18 protein-coding genes are annotated in these 15,714 nt (G+C 70.7%); 7 read left to right on the top strand and 11 right to left on the bottom strand.

What is annotated here, in order from left to right:
• Nucleotides 1–114 precede the first annotated feature (114 nt).
• Together DNK54_RS15375 and DNK54_RS15370 are read right to left on the bottom strand one after the other, a co-directional pair.
• Nucleotides 115–354: a glutaredoxin family protein gene (locus DNK54_RS15375; protein WP_110207857.1), complete on the bottom strand. Its 240-nt coding sequence runs from the start codon at nt 352–354 to the stop codon at nt 115–117.
• The gene (locus DNK54_RS15370; RefSeq protein WP_110207856.1) at nt 351–1,901 is read right to left on the bottom strand and encodes a class I adenylate-forming enzyme family protein; all 1,551 of its coding nucleotides are present in this window, start codon (nt 1,899–1,901) and stop codon (nt 351–353) included. Before DNK54_RS15370 ends, DNK54_RS15375 begins: the two co-directional genes overlap by 4 nt.
• A gap of 172 nt (nt 1,902–2,073) precedes the next feature.
• Here DNK54_RS15370 and DNK54_RS15365 point away from each other — a divergent pair, with 172 nt between their 5' ends.
• From DNK54_RS15365 to DNK54_RS15355, 3 genes are all read left to right on the top strand, one after another.
• On the top strand, nt 2,074–2,964 hold the full coding sequence (locus tag DNK54_RS15365; RefSeq protein WP_110207855.1) for an HAD family hydrolase: 891 nt from the start codon (nt 2,074–2,076) through the stop codon (nt 2,962–2,964).
• A gap of 199 nt (nt 2,965–3,163) precedes the next feature.
• Nucleotides 3,164–3,919, top strand: coding sequence for a sigma-70 family RNA polymerase sigma factor (locus DNK54_RS15360; RefSeq protein WP_239460121.1), 756 nt, complete (start codon nt 3,164–3,166; stop codon nt 3,917–3,919).
• A gap of 112 nt (nt 3,920–4,031) precedes the next feature.
• Nucleotides 4,032–5,147 (top strand): DUF5667 domain-containing protein, encoded by a 1,116-nt coding sequence (locus DNK54_RS15355; protein WP_110207854.1) that lies wholly within the window; start codon nt 4,032–4,034, stop codon nt 5,145–5,147.
• A gap of 62 nt (nt 5,148–5,209) precedes the next feature.
• Here DNK54_RS15355 and DNK54_RS15350 read toward each other — a convergent pair whose 3' ends face one another.
• The 9 genes from DNK54_RS15350 to DNK54_RS15310 form a co-directional block, all read right to left on the bottom strand.
• A complete protein-coding gene (locus DNK54_RS15350; protein ID WP_239460120.1) occupies nt 5,210–6,313 on the bottom strand; it encodes a lysophospholipid acyltransferase family protein in 1,104 nt (367 codons plus the stop codon).
• On the bottom strand, nt 6,306–7,343 hold the full coding sequence (locus tag DNK54_RS15345) for an NAD-dependent epimerase/dehydratase family protein (protein WP_110207852.1): 1,038 nt from the start codon (nt 7,341–7,343) through the stop codon (nt 6,306–6,308). The genes DNK54_RS15350 and DNK54_RS15345 overlap by 8 nt, the downstream gene beginning before the upstream one ends.
• 15 nt (nt 7,344–7,358) lie before the next feature.
• A complete protein-coding gene (locus tag DNK54_RS15340) occupies nt 7,359–7,460 on the bottom strand; it encodes a 30S ribosomal protein bS22 (protein ID WP_008356322.1) in 102 nt (33 codons plus the stop codon).
• Between the two features lie 251 nt (nt 7,461–7,711).
• Nucleotides 7,712–7,915 carry a helix-turn-helix domain-containing protein gene (locus DNK54_RS15335; RefSeq protein ID WP_110207851.1) on the bottom strand — a complete coding sequence of 68 codons (204 nt, stop codon included), beginning with the start codon at nt 7,913–7,915 and terminating at the stop codon, nt 7,712–7,714.
• A 173-nt stretch (nt 7,916–8,088) separates the two neighbouring features.
• Nucleotides 8,089–8,892: a pyrroline-5-carboxylate reductase gene (gene proC, locus DNK54_RS15330; protein ID WP_204164621.1), complete on the bottom strand. Its 804-nt coding sequence runs from the start codon at nt 8,890–8,892 to the stop codon at nt 8,089–8,091.
• A gap of 104 nt (nt 8,893–8,996) precedes the next feature.
• On the bottom strand, nt 8,997–9,734 hold the full coding sequence (locus DNK54_RS15325; RefSeq protein WP_110207850.1) for an ABC transporter permease: 738 nt from the start codon (nt 9,732–9,734) through the stop codon (nt 8,997–8,999).
• Nucleotides 9,731–10,453, bottom strand: a complete 723-nt coding sequence (locus DNK54_RS15320) for an ABC transporter ATP-binding protein (protein ID WP_110207849.1) — start codon at nt 10,451–10,453, stop codon at nt 9,731–9,733. The genes DNK54_RS15325 and DNK54_RS15320 overlap by 4 nt, the downstream gene beginning before the upstream one ends.
• Nucleotides 10,453–11,241 (bottom strand): sugar phosphate isomerase/epimerase family protein, encoded by a 789-nt coding sequence (locus tag DNK54_RS15315; RefSeq protein ID WP_420846383.1) that lies wholly within the window; start codon nt 11,239–11,241, stop codon nt 10,453–10,455. The genes DNK54_RS15320 and DNK54_RS15315 overlap by 1 nt, the downstream gene beginning before the upstream one ends.
• A 16-nt stretch (nt 11,242–11,257) precedes the next feature.
• Complete coding sequence (locus tag DNK54_RS15310) at nt 11,258–12,280, bottom strand: Ppx/GppA family phosphatase (RefSeq protein ID WP_110207847.1); 1,023 nt, start codon at nt 12,278–12,280, stop codon at nt 11,258–11,260.
• A gap of 40 nt (nt 12,281–12,320) precedes the next feature.
• On the opposite strand from DNK54_RS15310, the gene DNK54_RS15305 reads away from it, so the two are divergent.
• The 4 genes from DNK54_RS15305 to DNK54_RS15290 all read left to right on the top strand — a co-directional run bounded on the left by DNK54_RS15305 (nt 12,321) and on the right by DNK54_RS15290 (nt 15,714).
• Entirely contained in the window at nt 12,321–13,082 is a 762-nt protein-coding gene (locus tag DNK54_RS15305) for a DUF3109 family protein (protein ID WP_110207846.1), read from the top strand.
• A gap of 91 nt (nt 13,083–13,173) precedes the next feature.
• A complete protein-coding gene (locus DNK54_RS15300; protein ID WP_110207845.1) occupies nt 13,174–13,812 on the top strand; it encodes a VOC family protein in 639 nt (212 codons plus the stop codon).
• Nucleotides 13,737–14,519, top strand: a complete 783-nt coding sequence (locus DNK54_RS15295; protein WP_239460119.1) for a class I SAM-dependent methyltransferase — start codon at nt 13,737–13,739, stop codon at nt 14,517–14,519. The genes DNK54_RS15300 and DNK54_RS15295 overlap by 76 nt, the downstream gene beginning before the upstream one ends.
• An 85-nt stretch (nt 14,520–14,604) precedes the next feature.
• Nucleotides 14,605–15,714 carry a hypothetical protein gene (locus DNK54_RS15290; protein ID WP_162602485.1) on the top strand — a complete coding sequence of 370 codons (1,110 nt, stop codon included), beginning with the start codon at nt 14,605–14,607 and terminating at the stop codon, nt 15,712–15,714.

Genomic DNA, 15,714 nt, shown 5'->3' with positions numbered 1-15,714 from the left:
GGGGGATCGTCCCTAACAGATTCGTGGTCAAGAGCGATTCCAACCACGAATCTGTTAGGGACGACCTCCCCGGGTGGGGTGGGGGACGACCTCCCCGCGGAGCGGGGCAGCCAGTCAGGCGAGCAGGGCGGCGCGCAGCCGCTGCGGGTCGACCCGCCAGAAGTCATGCTGCTTGCCGTCGACCAGCGTCACCGGCACCTCGTCGTCGTAGCGCGCCGGCAGGCCGACCGCGTCGTCGACGTCGATCTCCTCGAAGCTCTCCCCCAGCTCCGCACAGACCGCCCGCACGATGGCGCGCGCCTCGTCGCAGAGGTGGCAGTCGGCCCGTGTGTAGAGCGTGACGCGCGCGGTCACGACGGGTCCGCAGCCAACAGCGCCGGACCCCGACGGCGTACGGCGGCGCGCAGCCTGCCCTTCTGCACCTTCCCGGTGGCGGTGTGCGGCAGGGCGGGCACCACCTGCACCTCGGTGGGCTGCTTGAACCGGGCAAGGGCGGCCGTGCACGCCTCAGCGACCGCCGCACGGACGGCGTCCTCCTCGCCATCGATGACCAGGTAGGCGACGACCGTCTCGCCGGTCGTCTCGTGCGGAGCCCCGATGACCGCGACCTCGCGCACGCCCGGCACCGCGGAGATCACCTCCTCGACCTCCACCGGGTAGACGTTGAAGCCCGAGACGATCACCAGCTCCTTGACCCGGTCGACGAGGAAGAGGTCGCCGTCGTCGTCGAGCAGGCCGACATCACCGGTGCGCCACCACCCCTCGGCGTCGGGACCGTCGGCGCCGTCGGGCCAGTAACCGGAGAAGAGGTTCGCCCCCCGGATCTCGATCTCACCGGGATCACCCGGCTCCGACTCCGCACCGTCCTCGTCGATGAGCCGCAGCTCGATGCCGGGAATGGTCGTGCCGACCGAGCCGGAGTCCGCATGGCCGCTGCAGAGCGTGGAGGTGACGACGGGAGCGGCCTCGGTGAGGCCGTAGCCCTGGTGCACCGCGACCTTGGCGAGGCCCACGAACCGGTCGATCACCTCGGCCGGCAACGGCGCGGAGCCCGACAGCACGAGACGTACGGCGCCGAGCCGCACGGCGAGATCCTCCATCGGCAGCCAGTGGGCGAAGACCGGCGGCGCCACCGGCACGACGCTGATCGCCTCGTCGTCGATCAGGTCGAGCGTGCCGTCGGGGCTGAAGGTGTCTGCCAGGACCAGCTTCGCGCGACGGTGCAGCGTGGCTCCGAGCACGGCGTTGAGTCCGTAGACGTGGAAGAGCGGCAGCACCCCCAACACCACATCGGTGGCGGTGAGCATGGGCGGGTCGACCGAGGCGACCTGCTCGATGTTGGCGAGCAGCGCTCGGTGGCTGAGCATCGCGCCCCGCGGTGGCCCCGACGTACCGCTGGTGTAGAGGAGCACCGCCGTCGCTTCGGGGTCCAACTGCGGCATCGGCGGGTGCTCGCCGTGCGCGACCAGGTCGCCGTACCCCAGCTCCCCCTCGCCCGGGGTGCCCACCACGACCACGCGAGCTGCGGCACCGCCGCGGCTCACCGCCTCACGGACCACGCCCACCGACGCGTCGTCGGCGATCACCAGCCGGGCACCGCAGTCGGCGAGCATCCGACCCAGCTCCGCAGCCGTCGAGCGTGGATTCGCCGGCACCACCACCAACTGCGCTCGCAACGCGCCCAGATAGGCCGTCACGAACTCGATCCGGTTGCCGAGCACCAACATCACGCGGTAGCCGGCCACCAGACCGGCCTCACCAAGGCCGGTCACCACCTGGTCGACCTCCGCGTCGAGCGCGGACCAGGTCAGAGAGCGTCCGCTGGCAGCCTCCACCAGCGCGATGTCGGCGCCCTGGGCTCGGGCGGCATCGGAGAGCAGATCGGCGACGGTGTTCGTCATGTCGAGATCCTTCCATACGCCGCTCCGGCCCGAGACAGTTTCCCCGCCCGGGCGGGGAAACTGCCACCTGTAGGCCGTAGCTACACGCACCAGGCACACAATTTCCGCGGCAGGTGTGGGGGCACGGCGCGAAGGGGGTGGGGTGGAGGGGAGGCGGGACTACGCTGGGAGCGTGAGCCACGACTACCGCCCCGGGCCCCGGCGGATCGACCTGCAACGACGCTCGATCCTGGCCGGCGAGGCGGCTGCGGCGGAGGCGGAGGTCGAGGCGGCGCTCGACGTGCCGGAGGACCGCGAGACTGCCGCCTTCTTCGACGTCGACAACACGGTGATGCAGGGTGCGAGCATCTTCCATCTCGCCAAGGGGCTCCACAAGCGGAAGTTCTTCACCACCCGCGACATCGTGGGAGCGGCCTACAAGCAGGCCTACTTCCGCATCGTGGGCGTCGAGGATCCCGAGCATGTGGCGGAGGCACGCGACGGGGCACTGGGCTTCATCGCCGGCCACACGGTCGCAGAGCTGGAGGAGCTCGGCGAGGAGATCTTCGACGAGGCGATGGCACACCGGATCTGGCCGGGCACCCGCGCGCTCGCCCAGCTCCATCTCGACCGGGGCCAGCGCGTCTGGCTGGTCACCGCGGCGCCGATCGAGATCGCCCAGATCATCGCGCGCCGGCTCGGCCTGACCGGTGCCATGGGCACCGTCGCCGAACATGTCGACGGCGTCTACACCGGCAAGCTCGTCGGCGAGATGCTGCACGGCCCGGCCAAGGCGGAGGCGATCAAGGCGCTCGCCGCGCGCGAGGGGCTCGACCTCAGTCGGTGCTCGGCCTACAGCGACTCCTCCAACGACCTGCCGATGCTCGGTCTGGTCGGCGACCCGGTCGCGATCAACCCCGACAAGCGGCTGCGGGAGCACGCCCGGGCCCAAGGATGGCGGATCCGCGACTACCGCACCGGGCGGAAGGCGGCCCGCACCGGGCTCCTGATGGCGGCGGGCGCCGGGGCCGTCGCAGGAGCCGTGGCCGCTGCGGGCACAGCGCGTCGCACCCTCCGGGGCTGACTCCGGCGCAGGAGGCGTGAGGCCGCTCGAGCGCGATCACCGCCCCGACCACCCACCGCGATCCGGGACCCAAGTAGTCCAAACGGGCCATTGGCGCCCCCTGCCAGTGGGTCGAGTGAACCGTTTCCCTTCACACACACCCACATCCGCCCTATCCTCAAGTGAAGTCCTGAGGGGGGCTTGAGGGAGGAACGTCGTCGTGAGGGTGCTGGCTGGGTCGAGCCACGGGTTCGCCACACTGCGCCACGCCCTGGGTCAGATGCTCCTGATGGAGGGCGGCGTCGTCACCGCAGGCGCCCCGCAGCAACTCCTCTCCGAAGCTGCCCGGGAGATGATGGACCCCGGCCCCGGCGGGTACGACGACTCCGAGTTCGCCGCCTCCTCCGAGGAGTCGGAGCCCGACCGCGAACGCATGATCGCCCTGGTCGAGCTCGCCCGCGGCGGCGACACCGAGGCGTTCGGGATGCTCTTCGACCACTATCACCCCTCGGTCTACCGGTTCCTCTACTACCGCACGCGTTCGCAGACGCTGGCCGAGGACCTCGCCTCGGAGACGTTCTTCCGCGCGCTGCGGTCGATGAACAACTTCCGCTGGCAGGGCAAGGACTTCGGCGCCTGGCTGATGACCATCGCACGCAACCTGACCACCGACCACTTCAAGGCCGGCCGCACCCGCCTGGAGCAGACGACCGAGGACATGGGCGTGCACGACGACGCCACCGAGGGCCCCGAGTCGACCGTGCTGGCTTCGCTCACCAACGAGATGCTGCTCACCGCCCTCACCAAGCTCCCGAAGGAGCAGCAGGAGTGCCTGGTCATGCGCTTTCTGCAGGGGATGAGCATCGCGGAGACCGCTAAGGTGCTGCAGCGCTCCGATGGAGCCATCAAGCAGCTGCAGCTGCGCGGCGTACGCAATCTCGCCAAGCTGCTCCCCGAGGGGGTGCGCGACCGATGAGACGCGGCTCGCACCGAATCGTCGTAACCCTGGGATCCCTCCGGTCGTTGTGGGTACGTAGGGAGAGCTCCCTACGCCTGAACGACCCCTTCGGAACCACCAGGACCACCTCATGATCTCGCTGACGCCCCACGGCCGCCGCGCCGAGGAGTTCGCTGCCCTCCTCGAGGGGCGCGGCTCGGTCGGCAGCGAGCGTGATGCCGAGCTGCTCGAGGTCGTGGGCGCACTGCGTACGGTGCCCGAGGCAACCCCGCGGGCCGACTATGTCGCCGATCTGCGCGAGCGCCTGATGGCCGAGGCGGACCTGGTGCTCAGCGACGTGGAGCGCAAGCTGACGCTTCCGGCCACGCAGCGCAGCCGCCGCGACCGCCGGATCGCCATCGCCGCCGGATCGCTGGCGCTGGTCGGCGTCACCTCGTCGGTCGCGGTCGCCTCACAGGGCGCCCTGCCGGGCGACACCCTCTACCCGATCAAGCGTGCCCTGGAGGGTGCCAGCACCTCGCTGACCTTCGACGAGGGCACCAAGGGCACCCGCCTGCTCGACAACGCCAGCGGCCGACTCACCGAGGTCGAGGCGCTCAACAAGCGCGCCAACACCGACGAGAAGCAGCTGAACGACACCCTGGCCGCCTTCACCAGCCAGTCCGAGGAAGCTGCCGACCTGCTGCTCGACGACTACACCGACGGCGGCAACAGCCAGGGCGTGGAGAAGCTGCGCGAGTTCGCGGCCTCCAGCATCGACATCCTCGCTTCCCTCAGCGACCGGTTGCCCCACGGATCGCTCGACGCACTGAGCAACGCGGTTACCTCGCTGACCCGGATCGACGACCTCGCCAGTTCGTTGTGCCCCGGCTGCACCGGCGGAATCAGCGAGCTCCCGGCCAACCTGGCCAACCGGCTCGCCGCGCTCCGCTCGGTGGCGGCGACCACGCCGACCGTCGAGGCGCCGACCTTGGAGCCCGCGCAGGACTACAGCGACGAGACCACCGCTGAGCCGCGTGAGACTTCCGGGCCTACGGGTGACCCGACCACCTCGGACCCGACGACCGAGCCGCAGCAGCCCACCACGCAGCAGCCCACCACGACGCCGTCCTCGGAACCCACCAAGGGTCTGACCGACGCGCTGACCGGCGAAGAGGGCCTGCTCGGCGAAGAGGGCCTGCTGAGCGACCTGCTCGGCGGCCTCCTCGGCAAGAACGGGCTGCTCGGCGGCGGTTCCGGCAAGTAGCCGAGACCCCGCTCCACCCGTACGGCGTCACGCCAGAACGACTCCGTTGCGCAGCAGCGGGGTCAGCCGAAGACAGACTTGCGGTCCATGAGCAGTCGGTAGAGCGACTGCTGGATGGTCTCGCGCACCTGGTCGGTAACGTCGAAGACCAACATCGGGTCCTCCGCCGCGGTGACGTCGTAGGCGTCCGTGCGGATCGGCTCGCCGAACTCGAGAATCCACTTCGAGGGAAGCGGGATGAGCCCGAGGGGCCCGAGCAGCGGGAAGAACGGCGTGATCGGGATGTAGGGCACCCCGAGAAGCCGGGCCAGCGACGGGATGTTGCCGACCAGTGGATAGATCTCTTCGGCACCGACCACGGAGAGCGGGATGATCGGCACGCCGGTGCGCATCGCGGCGCCGACGAAGCCGCCCCGACCGAACCGCTGCAGCTTGTAGCGCTCCGCGTACGGCTTGCCGATGCCCTTGAAACCCTCCGGCCAGACACCGACCAGCTCGCCCTTGCGCAGCATCCGCTCCGCGTCCTCGTTGCAGGCCAGGGTGGTGCCGGCCTTGCGGGCCAGCTCGCCGACGAACGGGAGCTGGAAGACCAGGTCGGCGCCGAGCGCCCGCAACGCTCGACCGGTGTGGTCGTGGAGCGTCACCATGGTCATGAGGCCGTCGACGGGGATCGTCCCGGAGTGGTTGGAGACGACGAGCGCACCGCCCTCGGCAGGGATGTTCTCCAGGCCGCGCACCTCGATCCGGAACCACCGTCGGGCGATCGGACGGATCAGCGCCAGCAGGAACCGCTGGGTCAGCTCGGGGTCGAAGCCGAACTCGTCGACCTCGTAGTCACCGGTCACGCGTCGGCGCAGGAACGCCAGGAACTCGGCAAGCCGCGGCTCCCAGTCGTCGCCGAACACCTCACGAGCAGCGCCGTTGAGCGCCTGCAGCCAGTCGCCGATCGGGATGCCCTTGTCGGGGGCCGGCGCCTCCGCGGCAGCGGCAAGCACCTCGGCAGCGGGCTCGATGACCGCCTCCTGGCCCTCCGGCGTACGGCGCGGGGTCGCCTTGCCTCCCGAGCCGCCGACAAGGCTGCGGGCCGCGGCGGAGGGTCGGCGGTTGCCGGACCCTCGGCCAGGCCGGCCTCGTGTGCCGATCGGAATGATCTCTGCGTCACCCACGGTCGCTCCTCCCCACGAGCATGTCGGAGACGCCGGACAGCACCGTGTCGGGCGAGGCGAGACGGCCGGGGCTGTGCAGGCCCGGCCCGAGCGCATCAGCGAAGTCGGCGAAGGCGCCTGCTGTCGTGTAGCGCGGCTCGAAGCCGAGCACCTCGCGCATCCGGGTGGTGTCGACGCCGCGCCCGAAGGTGAGGAACCGCTGCTGCTCAGGCGAGAAGTCGACCAGCCCGGCCTTGCCCAGCGTGGAGCCGAGGCTGCCGAGCGCGAAGCCCGGAAGCGGCACGCTCGGACGGCCGAGGCGGCGCAGCGCCTGGGAGAGCAGGATGACCCCGTCGCCGGCCACGTTGAAGGTGCCGTGCACGTCGGTCCGGACCGCGTGGCCGAGCACCGCCATCAGGTCGTCGTGGTGCAGGAACTGCAGACGCGGGTCGAAGCCGAGAACCCGGGGGATCACCGGGAGCCGGAAGTACTGCGAGGTCGGGCTCTGCACGCTGGGCCCGATCACGTTCGCGGCGCGGATCATGGTCACCCGGACGTCGGGCCGACGGCGCGCGAAGCCGCGCACGTAGCCCTCGACCTCGAAGGCGTCGGTCGCGTAGCCGGAGCGGGCGAGCCGCCGAGGCGCCATCTCCTCGGTGAACATCGCCGGATCCCGACTCGTGGCGCCGTACACCGTCGAGGTGGACTTGACCACCAGGTGCCGTAGGCCCGGCGCGCGCTGGCAGGCGGCGAGGAGCTGCATCGTCCCGATGACGTTGAGCTCCTTCATCGTCGCCCGTCCGCCGACGTCGCCAGGGGTAGCGATGACGCTCATGTGGACGACGGTGTCGACATCCTCTTTCACGATGATCTTGGCGATCACCGGAGTCCGGATGTCGGCACGGACGAACGAGACGGCGCCGATGTCGCCCCGCGGGGGGACGATGTCGACACCGATGACACGGTCCACAGCAGGGTCGTCCGCGATGTTCTTCGCGAACTGTCGCGCCAGATCACGGGAGACGCCCGTGACGAGAACGACCCTGCCCATGGCCGTCCCGATGCCTTACTTGCCGAGCTTGCGGCGCTGCACCCGCGTCTTCTTGAGCAGCTTGCGGTGCTTCTTCTTCGCCATACGCTTACGGCGCTTCTTGATGACAGAACCCAACGTTCTTCCTTCCAGAGCCTGATGCCAGCCACGCGTCCACGCGGGCGACCGGCACAGCCTATCCGTTCACCCGAGGCGAGCAGAAACTCGCGGGCACCTGTCCAGCATGCAAGCGCACGCCCGGGCGCCGGCGTACCGGTGCGCGCCTACCCTCCCGGCTCCCGAAACCGCCACAGGACGACCAGGACCGCTGGTAGGTCGGCAAGGTGCGGGCGAGGGCCACGGAAGGGAGCCGCGAGACGCGTGCGAGGTCAGCCGGCGTCGTAGAAGCTGCGCTCGAGGTAGTTGTTGACGTCGCGCTCGGTGACCCGGAAGGAGCGCCCGACCCGGACGGCCGGCAGCTCCCCGCTATGCACCAGGCGGTAGACGGTCATCTTGGAGACGCGCATCTGCGCAGCGACCTCGGCGATCGTCAGGAACTTCGCCTCGGAGATGTTGTCACCGGAACCGGCCATGGAACACCACTTTCGTGAGACACGCACCGGCTTCCCCACCGGTTTCCACGTGCCTCGTGGTCGTGAGAATAGAGCCTGATGTGACTGGTGGGGAAGGGTGGACGGAAGATTTGTCCGAGATTCCCGGCGTGTCGGATTGCTTTCACCCGGTCGATAACCCTCGCCGGCCGTGTTCAGGAGTCGCCGGCGAGCGCCTGCGAGCGGTTCCGGGCGGCCTCCATCGCGGCAAGGAAGGCGGCCCGGACACCGTGCACCTCGAGCTCGCGCAGCGCCGCCGCCGTGGTGCCGGCCGGCGAGGTCACCTGCTCGCGGAGCACGGTCGGGTGGGTGCCGGTCTCCTGGAGCATCCGGCCACTGCCCACGACCGTCTGCACGACGAGATCGGTGGCCGTGGACCGCGGCAGGCCGAGGTGCACCCCGGCCTCGATCATCGACTCGACCACGTAGAAGAGGTACGCCGGGCCGGAGCCGGAGATCGCGGTCACCGCATCCATCTGCGACTCCGGAACACGCAGCACCTTGCCGGTGGCCGAGAGCAGGGACTCGGCCTCGTCGAGGTGCGCCTCGCTGCAGTGCGAGCCGGGGGAGATCGCGGCCATTCCGGCGTCGACCAGGGCAGGCGTGTTGGGCATCACCCGTACCACCGCGACACCCGCGGGCACGTGCCGCTCCATGAACGCGGTGGTGATGCCGGCGGCCAGCGAGACGAGCACCTGCCCGGGCCGGAGCACCGGCGCGATCTCAGCGAGCACGGAGCCCATGTCCTGCGGCTTCACCACCAGCGCGACGGTGTCGGCGCGCGTGGCCGCGGTCAGATTGTCGACGACCGCGACGCCGTACCGGCCCTCGAGCTCGGCGGCACGCTCGGCGCGCTTCTCCCCCACCAGCAGGGTGTCGGCCGGACGCCCGGCGCGGATCAGGCCGGAGAGCAAGGTCTCGCCCATCACGCCGGCACCGATGATCGCGGTCAGACTCATGAGGCTCCTACTTCGTCCAGTGCTTCGTCTCTGCTTACCCACGCATCGTCTCACCCCAGGCCGAGAGGTACGCCGTCCCACACCTCGGCATCAGCCGCACGCCGTCAGGGGGTACGACGGCGCAGCGTGGCGGCGCCGAGCAGGAGGCCCGCCATCGTGAAGGCCAGCACCGCGGCGAGATCGGACCAGACCTCGGCCGTGTCGCTGGTGCGGACCAACGTGCTCATCGCGTCCATCGCGTAGGAGAGCGGCAGCACGTCGCTGACCGCGCCGAGCACGTCCGGCAGCGCCGCCCGGGGCACGAACAGGCCGCAGAGCAGGATCTGCGGGATCACCACGGCCGGCATGAACTGGACCGCCTGGAACTCGGTACGGGCGAAAGCGCTCACCAACAGTCCGAGGGCGGTGCCGAGCAGGGCGTCGACGACCGCGACCACGGTCAGCAACCACACCGGGCCCTGCACCTCCAACCCGAGCAGCCCGACACTGATGCCGACGGCCAGCACGGACTGCAGGACCGCGACCAGGCCGAAGGCGACGGCGTACCCGCCGAGGAAGTCGCCCTTGCCGAGTGGCATCGACAGGAGCCGCTCAAGGGTCCCGCTGCTGCGTTCGCGCAGCGTGGTGACGCTCGTGACCAGGAACATCACGATGAAGGGAAACATCGCGAGCAGGCCCGGTCCGAACTGGTCGAACCGGTCGGCTGGCAGGTCGCGGAACATCCACCACAGCAGCGTGATCAACACACACGGAACGGCCAGCAGCATCGCCGACGTACGACGGTCCCGACGCAGCTGCCGCAGCACCCGCGCCGCCACCGCCAGGGTGATCCGGGGCGTCATCGAGGACCCTCCGCGTCCGCCACCAGGGCAAGGAACGCCGATTCGACGTCATCGACCCCGGCACGCTCCTTGATCGCGCCCGGGGTGTCGTCCGCGATGATCGCGCCCTCACGCATCAGCAGCAGGCGGTCACAGCGCTCGGCCTCGTCCATCACGTGGCTGGAGACGAGGACGGTGGTGCCGGCGTCGGCCAGGTCGTGGAAGAGGGACCAGAGTGTGGCCCGGAGCACCGGATCGAGCCCGACCGTTGGCTCGTCGAGGACCAGCAGCGGAGGCGAGCCGAGCAGAGCCACCGCGAGGCTCACCCGCGAGCGCTGGCCGCCGCTCAGCGCACCGACCACCTGGTCGCGCCGGTCGGAGAGGTCGACGACCTCCAGCACCCGCCCGACCTCGGCGTCGGCCACGTCGAGCACGCGCGCGAAGAAGCGCAGGTTCTCGCCGACACTCAGGTCGTCGTACACGCTGGCTGCCTGCGTGACGTAGCCGACGCTGCGGCGCAGGGCACGGCTGCCGGCGGGATGGTCGAGCACCGTCACGCGACCAGAACCGATCCGCTGGACACCGACGATCGAGCGCAGCAACGTGGACTTGCCACACCCCGAGGGACCGAGCAGGCCGGTCACCTGACCGGCCGGGACGCGCAGGTCGAGGTCGGTCAGCACCGGGCGACCGCCGCGGACCACGGTCAGCGCTGCCACGTCGACGGCGTCAGCCGGCATCACGACTCCGGTGCCCCGAGGCCGAGATGGGTGCGGGCGAACGCCAGCGACTCGGCCAGATCGGCGGTGCGTTGATCGACGGTCGCTGCACGCCGCGTGTTGATCTCGACGACGACGTGGCCGCCGAAGCCGGACTCGGTGAGATGGCGCAGCAGCTCCGCGGCGGGCTGGCTGCCGCGCCCCGGCACCAGATGCTCGTCCTTCGCCGAGCCGGTGCCGTCGGTGAGGTGGATATGCCGTAGCCGGTCTCCGAGCCGTGCCGCCATCGCCACCGGATCCTCCTGGGCGACCGCCGCGTGCGAGAGGTCGATCGTGGCGTTGGCATAGTCGTGCTGCGAGGGGTCGCGGCCCGGCAGGTACACCTCCACACCACGCTTCTGGGTGGCGCGCCAGGGATACATGTTCTCCACGGCGAAGGCGACACCCGTCGCCTGCTCCAGGCCGGCGATGCCCTGCACGAACTCCCGGGCGTACTCCTTCTGCCACCGGAACGGCGGGTGGACGACCACGACGTCGGCCCCGACCGCCGCCGCCATCTCGGCGGAACGCTCCAGCTTGCCCCACGGATCGGTCCCCCAGACCCGCTGCGTGATGAGCAGACACGGTGCGTGGACGGCGCAGATCGGCACCTCGTGGTGCTCGGAGAGCTGGCGCACCGCCGTGACCTGTTGACTGAGCGCATCGATGCCGACCATCACCTCGACCGCGTCGTAGCCGAGCAACGCGGCGTAGGAGAAGGCGTGCGCCGTCGACTCGGGGTAGACCGAGGCAGTGGAGAGTCCGATCAGCGGCACGAGACGCCTGCTACTCCACGGGGGTGGCGCCCAACCCCACCGCGGCGACTCCACGGGACGTGCCCGGCCGGATCAGGTCGCGCACCCCGTCCCCGTCCAGGTCCAACACGCTGAGCTGGTCGAAGCGCTCCAGGATCACACCCTCGCGCAGCGCCCAGGGGCAGATCTCGAGCTCCTGCAGATCGAAGATGTCCAGCACCGCCTCGGCGACCAGCGCTCCTGGGACCACTTGGTGCGCCCGGCTCAGCGAGACGCCAGGAAGCGCGGCCAGCTCCTCCAGGTTGAGGCCCACCAGCTTGGGGATCCAGGTCGCAAGCTCGGAGCGCGCCAGCACGCGGGGGACGAGCGGTCCGTCACCGGAGGGCGCCGCGCCGCAGATGCGAGCCAGCGACCGGAAGGTCTTGGAGGTGGCGGCGGCGCGATGCGGCGCGCCGTGACGCAGCAGGTTGCCGGCATCGCGGGCGATGCTGGTGCGGATCACCCGACGCAGCTCGCGGAGCTGGCCCTCATCGGGCACGCCCGCACCGAACCAGTCCCGAGCCAGCCGCGCAGCGCCGAGCGGCAGCGACCACGCCACGTCCGGCGCCTCGTCTCCACCGGCGGCGATCTCGAGCGAGCCACCTCCGATGTCGAAGACGGCCAGCCGCCCGGCGGACCACCCGAACCAGCGGCGTACGGCGAGGAACGTCAGCCGCGCCTCGTCCTCCCCGGCGAGGACCTCGAGGTCGACCCCGGTGCGGGCCTGCACCTGGGCGAGCACGTCCTCGGTGTTGGTCGCGTCACGCACCGCCGAAGTGGCGAAGCCCAGGATCTCTTCGCAGCCCTTGTCCTCGGCGACGACGAGCGCCTGTGCGCAGAAGGCGGACAGCGCATCGATGCCGGCCTGGCTGACGGCACCGGCCTCGTCGAGGTGCTCGGCCAGGCGCAGGTCCTCCTTGTAGGAGGAGGCCGGCACCGGTGCCGCACCGCCGTGGGCATCGACGACGAGCAGGTGACCGGTGTTCGAGCCGATGTCCAAGACGCCCAACCTCATGGATCCAGGGTAATGCGGCATCCAGGCATAGGGTGACGCCGTGCCTGAGGTGAGCCTGTCGTTCCCGCGTGCGTGGGTGGAGTTCCCGGATCCGGCCGATGACGGTCAGGTCTTCCGCTGTGACCTCACCTGGCTCACCTCCGCCTACACCTGCATCTTCGGGCAGGGTTGCGCCGGCATCTATGCCGACTCCCCCGACGTCGGCTGCTGCACCCTCGGGGCCCACTTCTCCGACCGCGACGACGAGCAGCGCGTGGCGGCGTACGTCGAGCAGCTCACCCCGGAGCTCTGGCAGCGCCACCCCGGCCGTCCGGTGAAGAAGAAGGACTGGATCGAGAAGGACGAGGACGGTGACCGCAAGACGCTGGCGATCGAGGCGGACGGGCAGCGCTCCTGCGTCTTCGCCAACCGCAGCGACTTCGCCGGCGGCAGCGGCTGCGCGCTGCACGCCCTGGCACTCCAACAGGGCCGCAACCCGCTGGAGACGAAGCCGGACGTCTGCTGGCAGCTGCCGATCCGCCGCGCGTACCGGCAGGTCGAGCGCCCCGACGACACCAGCTACCTCGAGATCACCATCACCGAGTACGACCGTCGCGGCTGGGGCGCCGGCGGCCACGACCTGGACTGGTACTGCACCGGCAACCCGGTCGCGCACGTCGCGGTCGAGCCCCTCTACGTCACCAGCGCCGCCGAGCTCACCGAGATGATGGGAGCTCCCGGGTACGCGGAGCTGGTGCGGCACTGCGAGGCGCACGTCCGGTCACGCTCGGCTCTCGCGCTGCACCCGGCCAGCCCGCACTGACCGCCACCGGGCGCCGCAGGGAACCTTCTCGACGTCGAGAGACAAGCACCCCGGGGTCCGGGAGGCCGTGAGCGCAGCACACAATGCTGGCATGCGACTCGATCACGTCTCGTACGCCGCTGGACCCGACGGCATGATCGCCACGGCCGAACGGCTGGGCGCCCTGCTAGGCCGCGAGTTCGTGGACGGAGGTGTGCACCCGCGGTTCGGGACGCGCAATCGCATCCTGCCGCTCGCCGACCACACCTATCTCGAGGTCGTCGAGGTGCTCGACCACCCCGCCTCCGACAAGGCTCCCTTCGGCCAGGCAGTGCGGGCCCGCTCCGCAGCAGGCGGCGGCTGGCTCGGTTGGGTCGTCGCCGTCGACGACATCGCGCCGGTTGAGCAGCGCCTCGGCCGCGCCGCGGTCGACGGCAGCCGGCACCGCCCCGACGGCCATGCGTTGAAGTGGAAGCAGATCGGCGTCAACGGCCTGATCGCCGACCCGCAGCTGCCGTTCTTCGTGCAGTGGGAGTCCGACCTCGGCGACCACCCCAGCGCGGGCGGCAGCGAGGAGATCTCCCTCGCCTGCCTGGAGATCGCGGGCGACCCGCTGCGTGTCAGCGAGTGGCTGGGCGAGCCGGTCGAGGCACCACTGACGGACGTCAAGGTCGAGTGGGCCGCGCCGCACGGCACGCCGGGCATCCTCGCCGCCCAGTTCCAGACCCCCAACGGCCTGGTCCGGATCTGAGTCTCCACCCGCGCTCCACGCCGGTCGGCACCGTCCCCAGCCCCAACATCTGGCACCACACCGCCACCTACGAGCTGGAGAACAGGGCGTTCGACCGCCCTGGCAGGGTCACCGATGCACTGCGTGGACTGGCCGACTGGACCGGGCGGGACGTGCTCGACCTGGGCTGCGGCACCGGCTTCCACCTCCCCGCCTGGGCGGTCGACGCACGGTCGGTGACCGGCGTGGAGCCGCACCCCGACCTGGTAGGGCTGGCGCGACGTCGTACCCGCCGGTGGGAGAACGTGACGGTGCGGCAGGGCACCGCGCAGGCGACCGGTCTCCCCGACCGGAGCGTGGACGTCGTGCAGGTGCGATGGGCCTACTTCTTCGGCCCCGGAAGCGAGCCGGGACTGCGCGAGCTCGACCGCGTGGTGCGCCCGGGCGGCGTCGCGGTGGTCATCGACAACGACGCGACCACCTCGACCTTCGGCCAGTGGTTCCGGCGCGGCTATCCGACCGTCGCGCCCGACGCCGTGGAGCGCTTCTGGCAGGCCCGGGGCTGGTCACGGCAGCCGGTGCTCACCGCCTGGGAGTTCGACAGCCGCGCGGACTTCGAGGCGGTGGTGCGCATCGAGTTCCCGCCCCGGGTCGCCGAGGAGATCTGCGCCCAGCACCGGGGCACCTCCGTCGACTACGCCGTGAACCTGTGGTGGCGACGGTTCTAGGGACGTGCCGGTCGATCGGCAGTTCCCCGTCCGTGCGGTCAAGACGGCCCGCTCTCGGCTGACCCTGCATGGCAGACTGCCCCTCATGGCAGACAGAGATCGGCGCGACGACGGCCCGTCGCTGGAGATGCCCAGCCTGGGCTCGCTCTTCAAGCGGGGGCGCAAGCAGCAGCCCCAGACCACCGACGACGCGCCCAGTGCCGAGGACTTCGAGCGCCTGGTGCGCGGCAAGCCCGCCACCGAGCCCACCGCTGCGCAGCCCGAGGAACCGACTGCCGAGGCACCGACCGAGGCAGCCGAACCGACTCCCTCCACCCCGGCCGAGCCGACCGAAGCAGCGGAGTCGGCTGCTCCTGAGGCTGCCACGGACACCTCCGCAGACGAGGCCCCCGACAAGACAGCCGCCGTGACGGACGACGCCGTCCTGACAGAGCCGCTCGCCACCGCCGGCGAGGCCGGAAGCGTCGCCCCGGCGGACAGAGCCACTTCGGCCGCGGAGCCGCTCGCCACCGCCGTGGAGGCGGAGAGCACGCCCGGTCCTGGCCGTGCGGAGGATCCGGCAGCGGAGCGGCAGCCCGAGGCGCAGGAAGCGGTGTCCAGCGAGCCAGCCGGCGCAGAGTCCACCCCCCAGCTGGCTGGGGCGGCGCCCGCGCCGGGCGCGGACACGTCGACGCAGGCTCTTCCCGAGCTGCCTGAGCACGACCTCATCGTCGCTGAGGAGGAGGCCGACCTGGCCGACCTTGAGGACGACGACCTCGACTTCGAGGAGGAGCCTCGCGAGACGACGCCGCGGCGTACGCTCGCGGACCTCCGGCTTCCCGCGCTGCCGGACCCCGCGGCTGCCGCCATCACCGGCGCGATCGTCGGCATCCTCGCCGTGGGCCTGACCTACTTCGGCCTGCAGGGCTGTGAGGCGGTCAAGGGCACCTCGGCCTGCGGCGGCCCCGGCATCCCGATCCTGATCGCGATCATGGTGGTCCTGGTAGCGGTGGGCAGCGTCCTGCTCGCCGCCTGGCAGATCACCGACCCGACCAGCACCAGCTTCCTCGCCGTCGGGCTCCTTGCCGTGATCGCGCTGCTCTTCCTGATCAACGTGATCTTCTCCCCGGCGATGGGCATCGTGATCCCGCTCGTCTCGGTCGGCACCTACCTGCTCTCGCAGTTCGTGACCGCCCGCTTCATCGACGAGGCCTAG

Origin of the sequence: Nocardioides daejeonensis, assembly GCF_003194585.1 — a bacterium.
GTDB classification, from domain to species: Bacteria; Actinomycetota; Actinomycetes; order Propionibacteriales; family Nocardioidaceae; genus Nocardioides; species Nocardioides daejeonensis.
The sequence above is the reverse complement of the archived record's forward strand: the minus strand, read 5'-3'. Positions and strand labels throughout refer to the sequence as shown.

Bases quoted from the DNA above. Each gene is read 5' to 3' on its own strand.
- DNK54_RS15310 (WP_110207847.1), bottom strand. From the start codon at position 12,280: ATGAGGTTGGGCGTCTTGGACATCGGCTCGAACACCGGTCACCTGCTC.
- DNK54_RS15370 (WP_110207856.1), bottom strand. From the start codon at position 1,901: ATGACGAACACCGTCGCCGATCTGCTCTCCGATGCCGCCCGAGCCCAG.
- DNK54_RS15345 (WP_110207852.1), bottom strand. From the start codon at position 7,343: ATGGGCAGGGTCGTTCTCGTCACGGGCGTCTCCCGTGATCTGGCGCGA.
- proC (WP_204164621.1), bottom strand. From the start codon at position 8,892: ATGAGTCTGACCGCGATCATCGGTGCCGGCGTGATGGGCGAGACCTTG.
- DNK54_RS15355 (WP_110207854.1), top strand. From the start codon at position 4,032: ATGATCTCGCTGACGCCCCACGGCCGCCGCGCCGAGGAGTTCGCTGCC.
- DNK54_RS15300 (WP_110207845.1), top strand. From the start codon at position 13,174: ATGCGACTCGATCACGTCTCGTACGCCGCTGGACCCGACGGCATGATC.
- DNK54_RS15290 (WP_162602485.1), top strand. From the start codon at position 14,605: ATGGCAGACAGAGATCGGCGCGACGACGGCCCGTCGCTGGAGATGCCC.
- DNK54_RS15325 (WP_110207850.1), bottom strand. From the start codon at position 9,734: ATGACGCCCCGGATCACCCTGGCGGTGGCGGCGCGGGTGCTGCGGCAG.
- DNK54_RS15335 (WP_110207851.1), bottom strand. From the start codon at position 7,915: ATGGCCGGTTCCGGTGACAACATCTCCGAGGCGAAGTTCCTGACGATC.
- DNK54_RS15320 (WP_110207849.1), bottom strand. From the start codon at position 10,453: ATGCCGGCTGACGCCGTCGACGTGGCAGCGCTGACCGTGGTCCGCGGC.